This is a genomic window from Hydrogenophaga intermedia (genome assembly GCF_000723405.1).
GTDB lineage: Bacteria > Pseudomonadota > Gammaproteobacteria > Burkholderiales > Burkholderiaceae_C > Hydrogenophaga > Hydrogenophaga intermedia.
Genome location: NZ_CCAE010000020.1, coordinates 49,164 through 66,653, shown reverse-complemented (window position 1 = coordinate 66,653; position 17,490 = coordinate 49,164). Strand labels below are relative to the sequence as shown.

The 17,490-nt window shown below is 69.6% G+C and carries 16 protein-coding genes; 13 read left to right on the top strand and 3 right to left on the bottom strand.

Annotated elements, in window-relative coordinates; translation table 11 throughout:
- Positions 1 to 29 precede the first annotated feature (29 nt).
- Positions 30 to 1,892: an AMP-binding protein gene (locus BN948_RS13285; protein WP_009515556.1), complete on the bottom strand. Its 1,863-nt coding sequence runs from the start codon at positions 1,890 to 1,892 to the stop codon at positions 30 to 32.
- A gap of 115 nt (positions 1,893 to 2,007) precedes the next feature.
- Between BN948_RS13285 and BN948_RS13280 the strand changes: the two genes are divergently transcribed.
- The 7 genes from BN948_RS13280 to BN948_RS13250 all read left to right on the top strand — a co-directional run bounded on the left by BN948_RS13280 (position 2,008) and on the right by BN948_RS13250 (position 8,709).
- The gene (locus BN948_RS13280; protein ID WP_009515558.1) at positions 2,008 to 2,796 is read left to right on the top strand and encodes a crotonase/enoyl-CoA hydratase family protein; all 789 of its coding nucleotides are present in this window, start codon (positions 2,008 to 2,010) and stop codon (positions 2,794 to 2,796) included.
- The gene (locus tag BN948_RS13275) at positions 2,793 to 4,694 is read left to right on the top strand and encodes a feruloyl-CoA synthase (RefSeq protein ID WP_009515560.1); all 1,902 of its coding nucleotides are present in this window, start codon (positions 2,793 to 2,795) and stop codon (positions 4,692 to 4,694) included. The genes BN948_RS13280 and BN948_RS13275 overlap by 4 nt, the downstream gene beginning before the upstream one ends.
- Positions 4,691 to 5,455: an SDR family NAD(P)-dependent oxidoreductase gene (locus BN948_RS13270; protein ID WP_009515561.1), complete on the top strand. Its 765-nt coding sequence runs from the start codon at positions 4,691 to 4,693 to the stop codon at positions 5,453 to 5,455. Before BN948_RS13275 ends, BN948_RS13270 begins: the two co-directional genes overlap by 4 nt.
- Positions 5,456 to 5,507: 52 nt before the next feature.
- Positions 5,508 to 7,229 carry a tannase/feruloyl esterase family alpha/beta hydrolase gene (locus BN948_RS13265; RefSeq protein WP_035622037.1) on the top strand — a complete coding sequence of 574 codons (1,722 nt, stop codon included), beginning with the start codon at positions 5,508 to 5,510 and terminating at the stop codon, positions 7,227 to 7,229.
- Between the two features lie 8 nt (positions 7,230 to 7,237).
- The gene (locus BN948_RS13260) at positions 7,238 to 7,657 is read left to right on the top strand and encodes an acyl-CoA thioesterase (protein ID WP_009520230.1); all 420 of its coding nucleotides are present in this window, start codon (positions 7,238 to 7,240) and stop codon (positions 7,655 to 7,657) included.
- A 16-nt stretch (positions 7,658 to 7,673) separates the two neighbouring features.
- The gene (locus tag BN948_RS13255) at positions 7,674 to 8,228 is read left to right on the top strand and encodes a MarR family winged helix-turn-helix transcriptional regulator (protein WP_009520231.1); all 555 of its coding nucleotides are present in this window, start codon (positions 7,674 to 7,676) and stop codon (positions 8,226 to 8,228) included.
- A gap of 166 nt (positions 8,229 to 8,394) precedes the next feature.
- Positions 8,395 to 8,709, top strand: a complete 315-nt coding sequence (locus BN948_RS13250; RefSeq protein ID WP_009520232.1) for a winged helix-turn-helix transcriptional regulator — start codon at positions 8,395 to 8,397, stop codon at positions 8,707 to 8,709.
- On the opposite strand, the gene BN948_RS13245 is transcribed toward BN948_RS13250, so the two are convergent.
- The gene (locus BN948_RS13245) at positions 8,706 to 9,557 is read right to left on the bottom strand and encodes a fumarylacetoacetate hydrolase family protein (protein ID WP_009520233.1); all 852 of its coding nucleotides are present in this window, start codon (positions 9,555 to 9,557) and stop codon (positions 8,706 to 8,708) included. The two genes, BN948_RS13250 and BN948_RS13245, sit on opposite strands and share 4 nt — an antisense overlap.
- A gap of 159 nt (positions 9,558 to 9,716) precedes the next feature.
- Here BN948_RS13245 and grpE point away from each other — a divergent pair, with 159 nt between their 5' ends.
- The 4 genes from grpE (at position 9,717) to BN948_RS13225 (ending at position 14,398) form a co-directional block, all read left to right on the top strand.
- Complete coding sequence (grpE, locus tag BN948_RS13240) at positions 9,717 to 10,289, top strand: nucleotide exchange factor GrpE (protein ID WP_009520235.1); 573 nt, start codon at positions 9,717 to 9,719, stop codon at positions 10,287 to 10,289.
- 93 nt (positions 10,290 to 10,382) lie between these two features.
- Positions 10,383 to 12,317, top strand: a complete 1,935-nt coding sequence (dnaK, locus tag BN948_RS13235; protein ID WP_009520237.1) for a molecular chaperone DnaK — start codon at positions 10,383 to 10,385, stop codon at positions 12,315 to 12,317.
- An 80-nt stretch (positions 12,318 to 12,397) separates the two neighbouring features.
- Positions 12,398 to 13,534, top strand: a complete 1,137-nt coding sequence (dnaJ, locus tag BN948_RS13230; RefSeq protein ID WP_009520238.1) for a molecular chaperone DnaJ — start codon at positions 12,398 to 12,400, stop codon at positions 13,532 to 13,534.
- A 129-nt stretch (positions 13,535 to 13,663) separates the two neighbouring features.
- A complete protein-coding gene (locus BN948_RS13225) occupies positions 13,664 to 14,398 on the top strand; it encodes a M48 family metallopeptidase (RefSeq protein ID WP_009520239.1) in 735 nt (244 codons plus the stop codon).
- Positions 14,399 to 14,441: 43 nt separating this feature from the next.
- Here the strand turns inward: BN948_RS13225 and BN948_RS13220 are convergent, their stop codons facing one another.
- Positions 14,442 to 14,930 carry a GFA family protein gene (locus BN948_RS13220; RefSeq protein ID WP_009520240.1) on the bottom strand — a complete coding sequence of 163 codons (489 nt, stop codon included), beginning with the start codon at positions 14,928 to 14,930 and terminating at the stop codon, positions 14,442 to 14,444.
- 121 nt (positions 14,931 to 15,051) lie between these two features.
- Here BN948_RS13220 and BN948_RS13215 point away from each other — a divergent pair, with 121 nt between their 5' ends.
- Positions 15,052 to 16,050: a ZIP family metal transporter gene (locus tag BN948_RS13215; protein WP_009520242.1), complete on the top strand. Its 999-nt coding sequence runs from the start codon at positions 15,052 to 15,054 to the stop codon at positions 16,048 to 16,050.
- Between the two features lie 47 nt (positions 16,051 to 16,097).
- Positions 16,098 to 17,462: an MBL fold metallo-hydrolase gene (locus BN948_RS13210; RefSeq protein ID WP_035622059.1), complete on the top strand. Its 1,365-nt coding sequence runs from the start codon at positions 16,098 to 16,100 to the stop codon at positions 17,460 to 17,462.
- The last annotated feature ends 28 nt before the right edge of the window (positions 17,463 to 17,490 follow it).

Here is a 17,490-nt window from a genome sequence, read left to right as displayed (position 1 = left end):
GGTATCGGGTCTGTGTCGGTGCGCGGGATTCAGTCGTCGCCGAAGTGGACTTCGGTGGGCACGGCGATCGCCGCGAGGGCGGTCAACAGGCGGTCGGCCAGCGCCGCGTCGGGCGCGCCGGTGAAGCGAACCGTGGCGCGATGCGGGCCGCCCGTGTCCACCACCGACACCCACGCCTGCCGGTCCGGCGCGAGTTCGCGCGCCAGATCGGTCAGCTTCAGTTCGATGGCGTGCAGCCGCAGCGCGGGCTTGAACACCTTGCCGATGGGCGTGAGCGGCAAGGCGCTGATGATCACCACGCGCTTGGGCACCGCGGGCCGTTCGTGCATGCGGGGCGCCACCTCGCCCAGCAAGGCGTCGGCCGCGATCTGCACACCGCCACGCAGAACGACGAAGGCCACGGGCACTTCGCCCGCATCGGTGTCGGGCTCGGCCACGACGGAGCATTGCTCCACCGCCGGGTGGGCGAGAAACACCGCCTCCACCAGGCCGGGATCGATCTTGTGGGCGCTGCGATTGATCACATCTTTGGCGCGCCCGGTGATGTGCACACGGCCTTCGCCGTCCAGGTGGCCCAGGTCGCCCGAGACGATCCAGCCGTCCTCGAACGTGTCGGTGTGGCGGTCTTCGTCAAGGTAGCCGGGGCTCACGTGCGGGCCGCGCACGACCATCATGCCCATCTCACCCGGTGCGCAGGGGTCGTTCAACCAGGCTCGTCCGCCGCGCCAGCGCACGGCCTGCACGCCGGTGAAAGGCAGGCGCCAACCGGCCGAGCCCGGCACACGCGGCGCCAGCAGCGGCTCGATGCTGATCAGCCCGCCGCACTCGGTCATGCCCAGCAGGTTGCGCACCGCGACGCCGGTGACCTCCTCGAAGCGCTGCGCCAGTTCGGCGGGCAGCGGCGAGCCGCCCGTGTACACGACGCGAAGCCGCGAGATGTCCGCGTCGATGGGTACGCCCAGCAGGCGGGCCAGCAGCGTGGGCACGCCGACGAGGTGCGTGACGCCTTCGCGCTCGCAGAAGCGCCAGTAGCGCTGCACCAGACCGGTCTTGCGCCTGCCATCGGGCGTGGGCAGCACCTGGCGCGCGCCCACCGCCAGCCATGACAGGCCGAAGACCAGGGGCCCCGCCACATGGAACAGCGGAAATCCATTGAACTCCACGCTGTGTTCGTTGCAGTCGTAGAAGGCGTGCGCGAACCAGGCGATGTGCGCCTCGTTGCCGGCGGTGTGCTGCGCGAGCCTGGGCTCGCCCGTGGTGCCGCCGGTGTGCAACAGGGCCACCACGCGGTCGGGGTTCAGGTCGGGATCGAAGCTCAGCGTGTCCGGCTGCGCGGCCATCAGCTCTTGCCAGGGGATCAGCCCCGGCACGGCCTTGTCCATGGTGATGGGCACCACGGTGCAAGGGTGCATCACCCGCACCGCCAGGGCCCTCGACCAGACCGTGGATTCGGCGTAGGGGCCCTGGGCCACCAGCACTTTGGCCTTCGCCGCCCGCATCAGCGAGGCGATGTGCTCGGGCAGCAGCAGCGGATTGATGGGGCACACGCGGCACACGAGCTGCGCGCCCCACAGCGCGGCCTGCGCCTCGGGCGAGTTGGGAGCCAGGACGGCCACGCAGTCGTCGGGGCCCACGCCCAGCGCGCGCAGGGCGTGGGCCGCGCGGTGCACCATGGCAAGCAGTTCGCGGTAGCTCACGCGCCGGGGTTCGCGCGCGAGGTCGGCGTCGGGCAGCACAGTGAAGGCCTCGCGATCCGGGAAGCGTCCGGCGGCGGCGCGGATCAGTTCGTACGGCGTGCGATGCGGCGCCACCTCGCCCAGCGGGCGGCGCTCGAGCGCTTCGATGTCCGCCAGCGAGGCGATGGTCTCCAACGTCGTGCTCGGGTGGTCCATGGGACGACCTTAAGGGTAAACCCGCACCCATTTTCAGAGGGAAGCGGTTGAATTTGGTTATCGTTTATAACAATAATCGCCCACCCTCACAAGAAGCCCCGAAGCCGTCATTTCCATGCCCATCCAGACCAACGACCTGACGATCGAACTGCGCGGAGACCAGCAGCAGATCGCCCTCATCACCCTCAACCGCCCGAGCAAGCGCAACGCCCTCAACGACGGCCTGGTGCTCGCCCTGCGCGACGTCTTCCAGGGCATGCCGCACAGCGTGCGCGCCGCCGTCATCCACGGCAACGGCGACCACTTCTGCGCCGGCCTGGACCTGTCCGAGCTGAGCGAGCGCAACGCCGCCGCCGGCCTGCACCACTCGCGCATGTGGCACCACGCACTCGACCAGGTGGAGCGCGGCCCGGTGCCCGTCGTCGCGGCCCTGCACGGCGCCGTGGTGGGCGGGGGCCTGGAACTGGCCAGCGCCTGCCACATCCGCGTGGCCGATGCGTCCAGCTTCTTCGCGCTGCCCGAAGGCTCGCGCGGCATCTTCGTGGGCGGCGGTGGCTCGGTGCGCATCCCGCGCCTGATCGGCACCGCGCGCATGGCCGACATGATGTTCACCGGCCGCGTACTCAGCGCCGAGGAAGGCGAACGCTCCGGGCTGGCCCAGTACCTGGTGCCGCAAGGCACGGCCCTGGACAAGGCGCTGGAGCTGGCCACGCGCATCGCCGCCAACGCGCCGCTCACCAATTACGCGCTGATGCAGGCGCTGCCGCGCATCGCCGAGCAGCCGGCCGACCACGGCTTCTTCACCGAGGCACTGATCTCCGCCATCGTGCAGGACGCGCCCGAGGCCAAGGCGCGCGTGCGCGAGTTTCTGGAAGGCCGCGGCCCGAAGGTGAAGAAGCAATGAGCGCAGCGGCCCCGCGCTACCGCGCGCTCGACTTCGGCGTGACGCAGGCCAGCGTGCGTCACGCCGCCGACGGCACCACCTACCTCAGCGCCACGTTGCCGCTGCAGCCGTACGCGCACCGCATGACGGACTACCTGGTGCATTGGGCCAAGCAGGCGCCCGAGCGCAGCTTCATGGCCCGCCGCGCGAAGCGCGCCGACGGCAGCACCGGCGACTGGGTGCACCTGAGCTACGCCGACGCACTGGACGCTGCGCGCTCCATCGGACAGGCCCTGCTCGACCGTGGTCTGAGCACCGAGCGGCCCGTGCTGATCCTCAGCGAGAACGATCTCGAGCACGCGCAGATCGCGCTGGGCTGCCTGTACGCGGGCATCCCGTGGTCGCCGGCCTCGCCCGCGTATTCGCTGGTGAGCCAGGACTTCGAGAAGCTGCGCCACATGGTGAGCACGCTCACGCCAGGTCTTGTATTCGCGTCCGACGCGGCACGCTACGAGCGCGCTCTGCTCGCGGCCATCCCCGAGGGCGTGGAGATCGCCACGGCCAGCGGCAGCGTGCCAAGCCGCGCCACCACCTCGTTCGCCAGCCTGCGCGCCACGGCGCCCAGATCCGAGGGCGACGGCGCCGTGGACGCGGCCATGCAGGCCACCGGCCCCGACACCATCACCAAATTCCTGTTCACCTCGGGCTCCACCAAGCTGCCCAAGGCCGTCATCAACACGCAGCGCATGTGGTGCGCCAACCAGCGGCAGATGGCGCAGAGCATGCCGGTGCTGGCCGACCCCGACTCACCCCCCGTGCTGGTGGACTGGCTGCCCTGGAACCACACTTTCGGCGGCAACCACAACGTCGGTCTGGCGCTCGTGCACGGCGGCACGCTCTACATCGACGACGGCAAGCCCACGCCTGCGCTCATCGGCGAGACGCTGCGCAACCTGCGCGAGATCGCGCCCACCGTGTACTTCAACGTGCCCACGGGCTTCGAGGCCATCGCCAACGCGATGAAGACCGACGAGGTGCTGCGCAAGAACCTGCTGAGCCGCGTGCGCATGTTCTTCTACGCCGGCGCCGCGCTGGCCCAGCCGGTGTGGGACACGCTGCACGAGGTGGAGGAGCAGGAGATCGGCGAGCGCGTGGTGATGGGCACCGGCCTGGGCATGACCGAATCCGGCCCCTTCGGCCTGTACATCACGCGGCCCGAGGTGAAGTCCGGTGACCTGGGCCTGCCCGCGGCCGGGCTGGAGCTCAAGCTCGTGCCCAGCGGCGACAAGACCGAGGTGCGCTACCGCGGCCCCAACATCACGCCCGGCTACTGGCGCAGCCCCGAGGCCACGGCCGAGGCCTTCGACGAGGAAGGTTTCTTCTGCACCGGCGACGCCGTCGCCTGGATCGACCCGGCGAACCCCCACCTGGGTCTGCGCTTCGACGGCCGCATCGCCGAGGACTTCAAGCTCGCCACCGGCACCTTCGTCAGCGTGGGCCCGCTGCGCGCAAAGATCATCGCGGCCGGCGCGCCTTTCGTGCAGGACGCGGTCATCACCGGTCTGAACGAGAAGGAGGTGGGCGCGATGCTGTTCACCACCGGCGCGGTGCGCGGCCTGGCCGGCCTGGGCAGCGACGCGCCGCTGGCCGAGGTGCTGTCGCACCCGAAGGTGCTGTCGCACTTCCAGCAGGTGCTCAATGACCTGGCCGCGCAGGCCACCGGCAGCGCCAACCGCGTGGCGCGCCTGCTGCTGCTGGCCGAGCCGCCGAGCATCGACAAGGGCGAGGTCACCGACAAGGGCTCCATCAACCAGCGCGCCGTGCTCAAGCACCGCGCCGAACTCGTCGCCGCGCTGCACGCGGGCACGGCGCCGAACACCCTGCTTCCCCAACCCACCGAACAGAGGAGACACGCATGAAGATCGAAGGACAGGCCGCACTGGTCACCGGCGGCGGCTCGGGCCTGGGCGAGGCCACCGCGCGCGAACTCGCGCGCCTGGGCGCCAAGGTCGCCGTGCTGGACGTGAACCTGGAGGGCGCGCAGCGCGTGGCCAAGGACATCGGCGGCGTTGCCTGCAAGTGCGACGTGACCGACACCGAGAGCGTGCAGGCCGCGCTGGACGCCGCCGCCGCCGCGCACGGCCCGGCGCGCATCCTCATGAACATCGCCGGCATCGGCACCGCCAAGCGCGTGGTGCAGAAGGACGGCAGCGCCGCGCCGCTGGAGGATTTCGCCAAGGTCATCAACGTCAACCTCATCGGCACCTACAACGCCAGCCGCCTGTTCGCCGCCGCCTGCGCCAAGCTGGACGCGCTGGAAGACGGCGAGCGCGGCGTGATGCTGTTCACCGCCAGCGTGGCGGCCTTCGACGGCCAGGTGGGCCAGCAGGCCTACAGCGCGTCCAAGGGCGGCCTGGTGGGCATGACGCTGCCCATGGCGCGCGACCTGGCGCAACACGGCATCCGCGTGTGCACCATCGCGCCGGGGCTGTTCTCCACGCCGTTGATGCGCCAGTTGCCCGAGCCGGTGCAGGCCTCGTTGGCGGCGAGCATCCCCTTCCCCTCGCGCCTGGGCAAGCCCGAGGAGTTCGCGTCGCTGGCCGCGCACATCGTGACCAACACGCACCTCAATGGCGAGGTGATCCGCCTGGACGGCGCCCTGCGCATGGCGCCGCGCTGAACACGCGCCACCCGACAAACAAGAAGCCACCGGCCACCCGAGGAGACAAGCGATGAAGACCCGAACCGTCCATGGCGGCGCCGCGCTCGGCGCGGCACTGCTGCTCGGCGCCTGCGCCATCACACCCGGCACGCCGCCCGCACGCCTGTCACCGGCTGCCGGCGCCACGCTGAAGCAATGCGAGGCCCTGGCCGCGCAGTTCCAGCACCCGGCCACGCGCATCGAGTCGGCCGCGCCGGTGGCGGCGGGGGAGCTCAAGCTCGCCGGCCAGCCGGTGGCAGCGCACTGCCTGGTCAAGGGCCGGATGCACGAGCGCAAGGGCAGCGACGGGCGCGACTACGCCATCGGCTTCGAGATGCGCCTGCCCCAGGCCTGGAACGGGCGCTTCTACTACCAGGGCAACGGCGGCCTCGACGGCGCCGTGCGCCCGGCCGAGGGCGCCCTGGGCGGCGGCCCGCTCACCGGGGCGCTGGTGCAAGGCTTCGCGGTGATCAGTTCCGACGCCGGCCACACGGGCGCGCAAACGCCGTACTTCGGGCTGGAGCCGCAGGCGCGCCTGGACTACGGTTACCAGGCCGTGGCCAAGCTCACGCCCATGGCCAAGGCGCTGATCCAGGGCGCCTACGGCAAGGGGCCGGACCGCTCCTACATCGGCGGCTGCTCCAACGGCGGGCGCCACGCGCTGGTGGCCGCCAGCCGCCTCGGCGACCAATACGACGGCTACCTCATCGGCGCGCCCGGCTACCGCCTGCCCAACGCGGCGCTGGCCCAGTTGTGGGGCGCGCAGAAGTGGGCCGCCATCGCCACGCCCGGCACCACGGTTCGCCACCCGCTCAACCCGAACGCCAGCATCCCCGACCTGGGCAGCGCGCTGACCGCCGCCGAACGCCAGACCGTGGCCCGCGCCGTGCTGCAGCGCTGCGACGCGCTGGATGGCCTGAGCGACGGTCTGGTGCAGGCCACGCAGGCCTGCCAGGCCGCGTTCCAGCCGGCGCGCGACCTGCCCGCCTGCAAAGGCGGCCAGGCGCGAGATGGCCAATGCCTGACGGCACCGCAGATCGACGCGCTGGCCCAGGTACACGCCGGCGGCCAGACCGCCAATGGTCGGCCCATCTACAGCGCCTTCCCGTGGGACGCCGGCATCGCCGGCAGCAACTGGGCCACCTGGAAGTTCGTCAACTCGGTCGCGCTCGACCCGCTCTCGGTGGGCACGGTGTTCACCGCGCCGCCCGCCGCGCCGGTGAACTTCGCCAGCGCCGACATCGACGCCCTGCTGGGTGCCGTCTCGGCCACCACCGACACCTACCGCGAATCCGGCCTGTCGCTGATGGGCCCGCCCGGGCACGACAGGCCCGACAACCTGCTGCCGCTGCGCGCGCGCGGCGCCAAGATGGTGCTGTACCACGGCGTGAGCGACGCCATCTTCTCGGCCGAGGACACCCGCCAGTGGGTGGAGCGCGTCAACGCCAGCCAGGGCGGGCGCGCCGCCGACTTCGCGCGCTACTTTCCCGTGCCGGGCATGAACCACTGCAGCGGAGGCCCCGCCACCGACCAGTTCGACCTGCTCACGCCGCTGGTGCGCTGGGTGGAACACGGCGAGCCGCCGCAGGCGGTGAAGGCCACTGCCCGCGGCACCGGCAACGCGGGTGGCGTGAACAATGAACTCCCCGCGGGCTGGTCCGCGCAAAGAAGCCGCCCGCTGTGCGCCTATCCTTCCGTGGCCCGTTACCAGGGCGGCGACGCCGACAGCGCCGCCAGTTTTTCCTGTCAGTGAATACCTAGATGAGCCAAACCCAGATCTATGAAGTGGAAGTCATGTTCGGCGACTGCGACCCCGCCGGCATCGTCTTCTTCCCCAATTTCAGCAAATGGATGGACGCGTCCTCGCTGAACTTCTTTGTCAAATGCGGCGTGCAGCCCTGGCGCGAGCTGGTGAAGACGCGCGGCATCATCGGCACGCCGCTGCTGGAGATCCACACCAAGTTCATGAAACCCGCCACCTACGGCGAGCGCCTGCAGGTGCACACCAGCGTCATCGAATGGGGCGCCAAGGTGTTCAAGCACCAGCACCGCGTGATGCGTGGCGACACCCTGCTGTGCGAAGGCACCGAGGTGCGCGCCTTCTGCGAGCGCGACCCGGCCGACGCCTCGCGCATTCGCGCCATCCCCGTGCCCGAGGACATCAAGGCGCTGTGCAGCTGAACCCGCCCAACGCTGGATGACCGACACCTCCATCGCCAACGCCATGCGCCGCCCCCGGGGCGCGCGCAAGGGCGCCACGCCCGCCGACGAGGCCGCCAGCGCGGGCGACGGCCTGCCCGACACCCGCTTCCTGGAAACCCTGGTGGGCTACAACGCGCGGCGCGCGGCGCTCACGGTCATCGCCGTGTTCCTGCGCCGCATGGCGCCCTACGGCCTGCGGCCGGTGGATTTCTCGGTGCTCAGCGTGATCGCCCACAACCCCGGCGTCACCTCGCGACAGATCTGCGCGGCGCTGGACATCCTGCCGCCCAACCTGGTGGGCATGGTCAAGGCGCTGCAGGCGCGCGAGCTGGTGGTGCGCAAGCCCCACCCCAGCGACCGCCGGGCCCAGGGCCTGCACCTCACCGCCGCCGGCCAGAAGCTGCACCGCCAGGCCCAGGCCACGGCCACCGAACTCGAAGGCGAGGCCACTTCCGCGCTCACGCCCGACGAGGTGCGGACCCTCATCGGCCTGCTGCGCAAGGTGTACCGCCGCGGCCCCGCGCAGGGCCTGGGCGACGACGCCATCTGAAGCGCCGCGCCGCGCACGCCCATCGGGGCAAACCCGGGTGAACGCGGCGCCACAATGCTGCGCCGCACACAGCTAGCAACTTGGTAGCGGGCGCGTTGCTGCCTATAGTGCTGACACGAGTTGACACAGCGCGACACGCCTTGTGCAGGCCGCCAGGAGACCGCCCATGAGCAAGGACCAGGAAGCCGTGAACCAGCTGTTCGAACTGCTGGAATCGCGCTACGCCATGCGCGTGCTCTGGGCCCTGGCCGATGGCCACCCGCAGACCTTTCGCCTGCTGCAGGACAGCGTGGGCGGCGTCACGCCCAATACGCTCAACACCCGCATCAAGGAACTGCGCGCCGCGCGGCTCGTCGACCACAACGGCACGGGCTACCGCCTCACGACGCAAGGCGCCGACCTGGTGCGCCGCATGGGCGAAATGCGCGGCTTTGCCAGCCGCTGGCACCAGCGCCAACCGTCGGCGCGCGCCCGGGCTTAAGAAGCCGGGCTTTTCACCACCACCTGACGCTGCTCGCCCAGCGCCCGCCCGCCCAGCACCATCACGTCGCCCGCCTTCAGGTACAGCGGCGGCTTGTGCCCCATGCCCACGCCGGGGGGCGTGCCGGTGGCGATCACGTCGCCGGGCTGCAGGGCCATGAAGCGGCTCAGGTAGCTCACCAGCGTGGCCACGCCGAACACCATGGTGCGCGTGCTGCCGTTCTGGCGGCGCGTGCCATTCACCTCCAGCCACAGTTCCACGTCCTGCGGGTCGCCCAGTTCGTCGGGCGTCACCAGCCAGGGGCCGATGGGGCAATGCGTGGGGTAACTCTTGCCCTTCACCCATTGGCCCTCATGTTCGATCTGGTAGGCCCGCTCGGACACGTCATTGAGCAGGCAGTAGCCGGCCACGTGCGACAGGGCCTCCCCCTCGCCCACGTGAAAGGCCCGCTGGCCGATGACCACGCCCAACTCGACCTCCCAGTCGAGCTTGAGCGCGCCCGGCGGCAGCCAGACATCGTCGTTCGGCCCGCTGAGGGCGCCCGCGTGCTTGTTGAAGACGATGGGCTCGCCCGGCACCTTCAGGCCCGCCTCGGCGGCGTGGTCGGCGTAGTTCAGGCCGATGCCGATGACGTTGCCCACCCCGCCCACGCAGGGCCCCAGGCGGGTGCCCGAGGGCACGGGCGGCAGCTTCAAAGGGTCGAGCGCGGCCAGTCGGGCCATAGAATCCGGGCCCAGCGTGGCCGGCGCGATGTCGGCCACTACCCCCGAAAGGTCGCGCGGCGTGCCGCTGGCGTCGATCAGACCGGGAGACTCGGCGCCGGGCAGGCCGTGGCGGATCAGTTTCATGCTGAGGTTCGTTGGCGGTAAAAACCGCCGATTCTGCCCCGCGAACCCCTGGCGCACGGGCGCCCCTTGAATTCCGCCAAACCGGCCCCATGTGCCCGACTTGTCGGGCAAACCGCCCCCAGACACCCCTGTTCACGAACCGCAAGAACCACCGCAACGATGAGCCAGACGCCCCCCAACGCCCCGCCGCCCCAGGACAACACCGCGCCACAGATGCCAGTGAGCCCCGAAGAGGCCGAAGCCGCCCAGGCGGCCGGCGAGGCCGAGGCACAGGCCGGCCTGCAGGCCGAACTGGTCACCCTGAAGGCGCAGAACACCGATCTGGCCGACCAGTACCTGCGCGCCAAGGCCGAGGCCGAGAACGCCCGCCGCCGCGCCGAGGAAGAAGTCAGCAAGGCCCGCAAGTTCGCGGTGGAGAGCTTCGCCGAGAGCCTGCTGGCCGTGGCCGACAGCCTGGAAGCCGGCCTGGCCGTCCAGGAGGCCACGCGCGAGCAGTTGCGCGAAGGCACCGAGGCCACGCTCAAGCAGCTCAAGAGCGCGCTGGAGCGCCACAAGGTCGTGCAGATCGCGCCCGTCGCCGGCAGCAAGTTCGACCCCCACCAGCACCAGGCGATCAGCATGGTGCCAGCCGACCAGGAGCCCAACACCGTGGTCACGGTGCTCCAGAAGGGCTACCTCATCGCCGATCGCGTGCTGCGCCCGGCCCTGGTCACCGTGGCGGCGCCCAAATAACTTGTCCACATCCGGACTTGAAAAGCCCACCGCTTATCCACACCTTTCGCACATCGCTTTCACAAGCATTTCCACATTCGGACGGAGAAACCCATGGGACGCATCATCGGCATCGACCTCGGCACCACGAACTCGTGCGTGGCCATCATGGAAGGCAACAACACCAAGGTGATTGAGAACAGCGAGGGTGCACGCACCACGCCATCGATCGTCGCCTACCAGGAAGACGGTGAGGTGCTGGTCGGCGCCTCGGCCAAGCGCCAGGCCGTCACCAACCCCAAGAACACGCTGTACGCCATCAAGCGCCTGATCGGCCGCAAGTTCGCCGAGAAGGAAGTGCAGAAGGACATCGACCTGATGCCCTACTCCATCGTGGCCGCCGACAACGGCGACGCCTGGGTGGAGGTGCGCGGCAAGAAGATCTCGGCCCAGCAGGTCTCGGCCGACATCCTGCGCAAGATGAAGAAGACCGCCGAGGACTACCTGGGCGAGCCGGTCACCGAAGCGGTGATCACGGTGCCCGCGTACTTCAACGACGCGCAGCGCCAGGCCACCAAGGACGCCGGCCGCATCGCCGGCCTCGATGTGAAACGCATCATCAACGAGCCCACCGCCGCGGCCCTGGCCTTCGGCCTGGACAAGCAGGACAAGGGCGACCGCAAGATCGCGGTGTATGACCTAGGCGGCGGCACCTTCGACGTGTCCATCATCGAGATCGCCGACGTCGATGGCGAGAAGCAGTTCGAGGTGCTCTCCACCAACGGCGACACCTTCCTGGGCGGTGAAGACTTCGACCAGCGCATCATCGATCACATCATCTCCGAGTTCAAAAAGGAACAGGGCGTCGACCTGAGCAAGGACGTGCTGGCCCTGCAGCGCCTGAAAGAAGCCGCCGAGAAGGCCAAGATCGAGCTGTCGTCTTCGGCCGCCACCGACATCAACCTGCCCTACATCACGGCCGATGCCTCGGGCCCGAAGCACCTGAACATCAAGCTCACGCGCGCCAAGCTCGAAGCCCTGGTGGAAGAGCTGATCGAGCGCACCATCGCGCCCTGCCGCACGGCCATCAAGGACGCCGGCGTGAGCGTGGGCGAGATCCACGACGTCATCCTCGTCGGCGGCATGACGCGCATGCCCAAGGTGCAGGAGAAGGTCAAGGAGTTCTTCGGCAAGGAGCCGCGCAAGGACGTGAACCCCGACGAAGCCGTGGCCGTCGGTGCCGCCATCCAGGGCCAGGTGCTCTCGGGTGACCGCAAGGACGTGCTGCTGTTGGACGTGACCCCGCTGTCGCTCGGTATCGAGACCATGGGCGGCGTCATGACCAAGATGATCGCCAAGAACACCACGATCCCGACCAAGTTCTCGCAGGTGTTCTCCACCGCCGACGACAACCAGCCGGCCGTGACCATCAAGGTGTTCCAGGGCGAGCGCGAGATCGCCGCCGGCAACAAGCTGCTCGGCGAATTCAACCTCGAGGGCATTCCCGCCGCGCCGCGCGGCCTGCCGCAGATCGAGGTGACCTTCGACATCGACGCCAACGGCATCCTGCACGTGGGCGCCAAGGACAAGGGCACCGGCAAGGAAAACAAGATCACCATCAAGGCGAACTCGGGCCTGTCCGAAGCCGAGATCCAGCAGATGGTGAAGGACGCCGAGCTCAACGCGGCCGAGGACAAGAAGAAGGTCGAGCTCGTGCAGTCGCGCAACCAGGCCGAGGCCATGGTGCACAGCGTGAAGAAGAGCCTGGGCGAGCACGGCGACAAGCTCGAGGCCGGCGAGAAGTCTGCCATCGAGGACGCGATCAAGGCCCTGGAAGAAGCCGTCCAGGGCGAGGACAAGGACGCGATCGAGGCCAAGACCACCGAGCTGATGACCGCCAGCCAGAAGCTGGGCGAGAAGGTCTACGCCGCGCAGCAGGCCGAACAGGCCGGTGCCGAGGCGGGGGCCGCCGACGCCCAGCCGCAGGCCGCCAGGCCGGCCGATGACGACGTCGTCGACGCCGAGGTGAAGGAAGTCAAGAAAGGCTGATCGCGCCGCGACATCCGCCACACCGCCGCGTCCGCGCAAGCTGACGCGGCGTTCGTGTTCAAACACAAGCCCCAGAGACCATGGCCAAACGCGACTATTACGAAGTGCTCGGCGTGCCCAAGAACGCCTCCGACGAGGAGATCAAGAAGGCGTACCGCAAGCTCGCGATGAAGCACCACCCCGACCGCAACCAGGGCGATGCGGCCAAGGGCGCCGAAGAGAAATTCAAGGAGGCCAAGGAGGCCTACGAGATGCTCTCGGACGCGCAGAAGAAGGCCGCCTACGACCAGTACGGCCACGCCGGCGTCGACCCCAACATGCGCGGCGGCCCGGGCGGCGCCGAGGGCTTCGGCGGTTTCGGTGACGCCTTCGGCGACATCTTCGGCGACATCTTCGGTGGCGCGCGCCGCGGCGGCGCAGGCGGCCGGCAGGTGTACCGCGGCGCGGACCTGTCCTACGCCATGGAGATCAGCCTGGAAGAGGCCGCCAACGGCAAGGAAACGCAGATCCGCATCCCCAGCTGGGACGACTGCGACACCTGCCACGGCAGCGGCGCCAAGCCCGGCACCAGCGCCAAGACTTGCGGCACCTGCCACGGCCAGGGCGTGGTGCAGATGCGCCAGGGCTTCTTCAGCGTGCAGCAGACCTGCCCCACCTGCCAGGGGCGCGGCAAGGTCATCCCCGAGCCCTGCACCACCTGCCACGGGCAGGGCAAGATCAAGCGCCAGAAGACGCTGGAGATCAAGATCCCGGCCGGCATCGACGACGGCCAGCGCATCCGCTCCACCGGCAACGGTGAGCCCGGCCAGAACGGCGGCCCGGCGGGTGACCTCTACATCGAGATCCGCCTGCGCAAGCACGACATCTTCGAGCGCGACGGCGACGACCTGCACTGCCAGGTGCCCGTGAGCATGACCATCGCCGCCCTGGGCGGCGAGATCGACGTGCCCACGCTGCAAGGCAAGGCCACCATAGACCTGCCCGAAGGCACGCAGAGCGGCAAGACCTTCCGACTGCGCGGCAAGGGCATCAAGGGCGTGCGCAGCAGCTACCCCGGTGACCTGTACTGCCACGTGGCGGTGGAGACGCCGGTGAAGCTCACCGAGCACCAGCGCAAGCTGCTGAAGGAACTCGACGAGTCCTTCAAGAAGGGCGGGCACAAGCACAGCCCGAACGACAAGGGGTGGTTCGAGAAGGCGAAGGATTTCTTCAGCTGACTGCACCCGACCCCAAGAAAAAGCGACGCCCAGGCGTCGCTTTTTCTTTGCCCCTGTTCACGGCGCCCGAACAGGCGTACAACGGCGCTATCGAACGGTATAAATCGTATGAACCGTATACGTCGTTTCATGGAAACGGTTCTGCTGCTGGCAGGATGGGGAATCGCCTGGCCGACCGCGGCGCAGCCGGCCTGCCACGACGATGCGCAACGCACCGCCGAGCAGCGCGAACTCGACGAGGAACAGATCGCGACCCTGATGCGAGACCGCCCGGCATTGCCCGTGCCACCACGCTTGCAGACGATCCTGGACCAGCTCGTGGCCGCATCGCCGAGCCTGCGCGAACGCCCGCCGGTGAAGTTGCTGGTGCTGAACGACCGCGAGCTCAACGCCTTCGCGGCCGATCACGGCGTGGTCATCCTCGCCAACGCCCTGTGGGACCCGCGCCACGGCCTCAACGAGGACGAGCTCGCAGCCGTGATCGCGCACGAACTGGCCCACGTCGAAGTGCGAGATGGCCTGGCCGAAGCCTGCGATATGCAACTGCGTGTGGGCATTATGCAGACCGGCATCGCCCAGGTGCGCGCCCGCCTGGCCACGCTGCGGCCCGATTCAAGCGTGGCGCACGACGCCATCGAGCTGCTGCACGAACAGGAATTGCTGGCCGACGCGCGCGGCATCGCGCTGTTGCGGCTTGCGGGCCGCGACCCGCGGGCCATGCCGCGCGTGCTGGCCAAGCTGCACGCGCCGGCACTGCCGGGCATGGGCCTGCCGCCCGAGCCCACGCACCCCGCCCTGCGCGACCGCCTGGCGCGCGCCCACGCGCTGGCGGACCGCGCGGCAGCGCAGAGGATCATGAGGTGATCGAGTTGGAACGACAGGGGGGGTGCGGTGTTTTCACACCTTCTCAGGCGCTCAGGCCCTTGTCGCGGTGCCATTCGGCCAACGACATGTCGGGATACTCGTCGAAGCGCGGATCGTCCATGCCACCTTCCACGCGTACCCAGGGCGCCCGCGAGCCGACCATGCAGTGCACGTTCTCTGGCGGCACGGGCAGCGGCGTATCGATGGCGCTGGCGTGCGGGTGCACCAGCTCGGGCCAGGTCGGGTCCCACAGCCACAGCGCGCTGCCGCAGAGGCCGCAGAAGTAGCGCCGCGCGCTGCTCTTGTGCGTGCCCTGGCCGTCGTCCGCGGGCAACCGGGCCCGGTAGATGCGCAAGTGGCGCTTGCCCTTCACCTTCATGCCCTGCACCGCCGCCCCGAGGTTGATGGCGTAGCCGCCCGCGCCCGCGGTCTTGCGGCAGATGGAGCAGTAGCAGCGCATGAAGGGAACGGGCTCGTGCGATTCCACGGTGAAGCGGACCTTGCCGCAATGGCAGGAGCCTTTGAGTCGCATCACTTGTCCTTCCTTGTGTCGAGGGGGGGTCGCGAAGTCCTATGTGCGCGATTGTCAACATCGATTGGTCATCTTCGATAGTTTTTGCCAAACTAACCGCTCATTTTCATCGAGCCATCCCATGTCCACCCTCATCCGCCAGATCCAGCCCGTCTGGGCCCAGTTGCAGCAGCTCGAGTTGCCCGTGCCCGCCCACGCCCTGCGCAACGCGCTGCTGGCGCTGGCGGCTGGCCTGCTGGTGATGGCCGGCATCGCGGCCGGCTCCACCTTCTGGGCGCCCACGCGCGCCTGGTGGTTGGCGGTGGAGGGTGGCAGCGCCCTGGTGGCGGGCGTGCAGGCCTCGCTGCTGGCGGCCGTGGCCACCGCCGTGGGCGCGCTGCCGGTGTTCGTGGTGCAGCGCATCGGCAAGCGGCAGGAATCGGCCTTCATGGCTTTCTCGGCCGGGGTCATGCTGGCGGCGGCGGTCTTCGCCTTGCTGCTGCCCTCGCTGGACGCCAGCCGCGCCCTGGTGGGCGATGGCGGCTGGAGCGCCCTGCTCAGCGGTGCCGGCCTGGCCCTGGGCATGGGAATGATGCTCGCCATCGACCGCGCCCTGCCCCACGAACACGCCGTGCTGCCGCCGGCCGCCAACACCCACACCAGCGCCTGGCTGCCGCGCGACGCGGCCTCGCAGCGCGCCTGGCTGATGGTGCTGGCCCTGATGATCCACAACGTGCCCGAAGGCCTGGCCGTGGGCGCGGCCTACGCGGGCCCGGCCGGCGACGACGCCGTGCACGACGGCGCCGCCGTGGCCCTGGCCATCGGACTGCAGAACATGCCCGAAGGCCTGATCGTGGCCATGGCCCTGCGCACCCTGGGCCTGAGCGCGGGCAAGGCCTGGGGCGTGGCCGCCCTCACCGGCCTGGCCGAACCGCTGGGCGCCTTGCTGGGCGTGGTGGTGCTGGGCAGCGTGCCGGTGTTCTACCCGCTGGGCCTGGCGCTGGCCGCCGGCGCCATGATCTTCGTGGTGAGCCACGAGATCATTCCCGAGACGCACCGCAACGGCTTCGAAGGCGCGGCCAGCGCAACGTTGCTGGCGGGCTTCATCTTCATGATCTGGCTGGACAGCGCCCTGGCCTGACGCGGTGTGAATCGGCCGCCCACGAGTGCGCGGCTAAGATGCCCCGCATGGGCGTGAGCATTCGTTTTCTCGGCGGCGCGGGCACCGTCACCGGCTCCAAGTACCTCGTGGAGCACAACGGCCAGCGCTTGCTGGTGGATTGCGGTCTCTTCCAGGGCTACAAGCAATACCGTTTGCGCAACCGCGAACCCCTGGCTGTACCGCCGGGCGACATCGGCGCCGTGCTGCTCACGCACGCGCACATCGACCACAGTGGCCATTTCCCGCTGCTGGCCAAGCAGGGCTTCAAGGGCAAGGCCTGGTGCACCTCGGCCACGCGCGACTTGCTGCACGTGATGCTGCCCGACAGCGGGCACCTGCAGGAAGAAGAAGCCGAATACGCCAACCGCAAGGGCTTCAGCAAGCACCACCCGGCCCTGCCCCTGTACACCGAAGACGATGCACGCCGCAGCCTGAAGTTGCTGCACACGGCACGCCCGCACGAGGCTTTCCAGCCCCTGCCCGGCTGGACAGCCCACTTCAGCGGCGCGGGCCACATCCTCGGCGCGGCCAGCGTGTTGCTGGAAGTGGGTGGGCGCCGCCTCCTGTTCTCGGGCGACCTGGGCCGGCCCGACGACGCACTGATGCTGCCACCCGAGCCGCCGCCCGCGGCTGACGTGGTGGTGTGCGAGTCCACCTACGGCAACCGCCTGCACCCGACGGAAGACCTGCTCGCCGAACTGGGCCCGGCGCTCGCGCGCGCGGCCGCGCGCGGCGGCACGGCCGTGGTGCCGGTGTTCGCGGTGGGCCGCGCGCAGGCCGTGCTGCTGGCCATTGCGCGCCTGAAGGCCCGTGGCGATCTGCCGCACGGCCTGCCGGTTTACCTTGACAGCCCCATGGCCGTGGCGACCACCGAGCTGTACGAGCGCCATGTGGGCCAACACCGCCTGGACGCCGCGCAATGCCGCGAGATGGAACGCACCGCGCACCTGGTGACCAGCGTGGAGCAGTCCAAGGCCATCGCGCAACGTCACGGACCCAAGGTGATCCTGGCCGCCAGCGGGATGGCCACGGGCGGGCGCGTGCTGCATCACCTCACGCAGCACCTGCACGACCACCGCGCCATGGTGGTGCTCGCCGGCTACCAGGCCCCGGGCACGCGCGGCGCACTGCTGGCCGGCGGCGTCAAAAGCCTGCGCATCTTCGGCCAGCAATGGCCGGTGCGTGCCGAGGTGGTGCAACTCACCGCCGGCTCCGCACACGCTGACGCCGATCAACTCATGGCCTGGCTGCGCTCCCTGCCGCAGGCGCCGCGGCGCACCTTCGTCACGCACGGCGACATGGATGCCGCCGACGCACTGCGCCTGCGCGTCGAACATGAACTGGGCTGGCCCGCGCTGGTGCCCGAGCACGGCAGCACCTGGCCGGCCTGATCCGACGCCCACCTGAACTTTTCCGCCC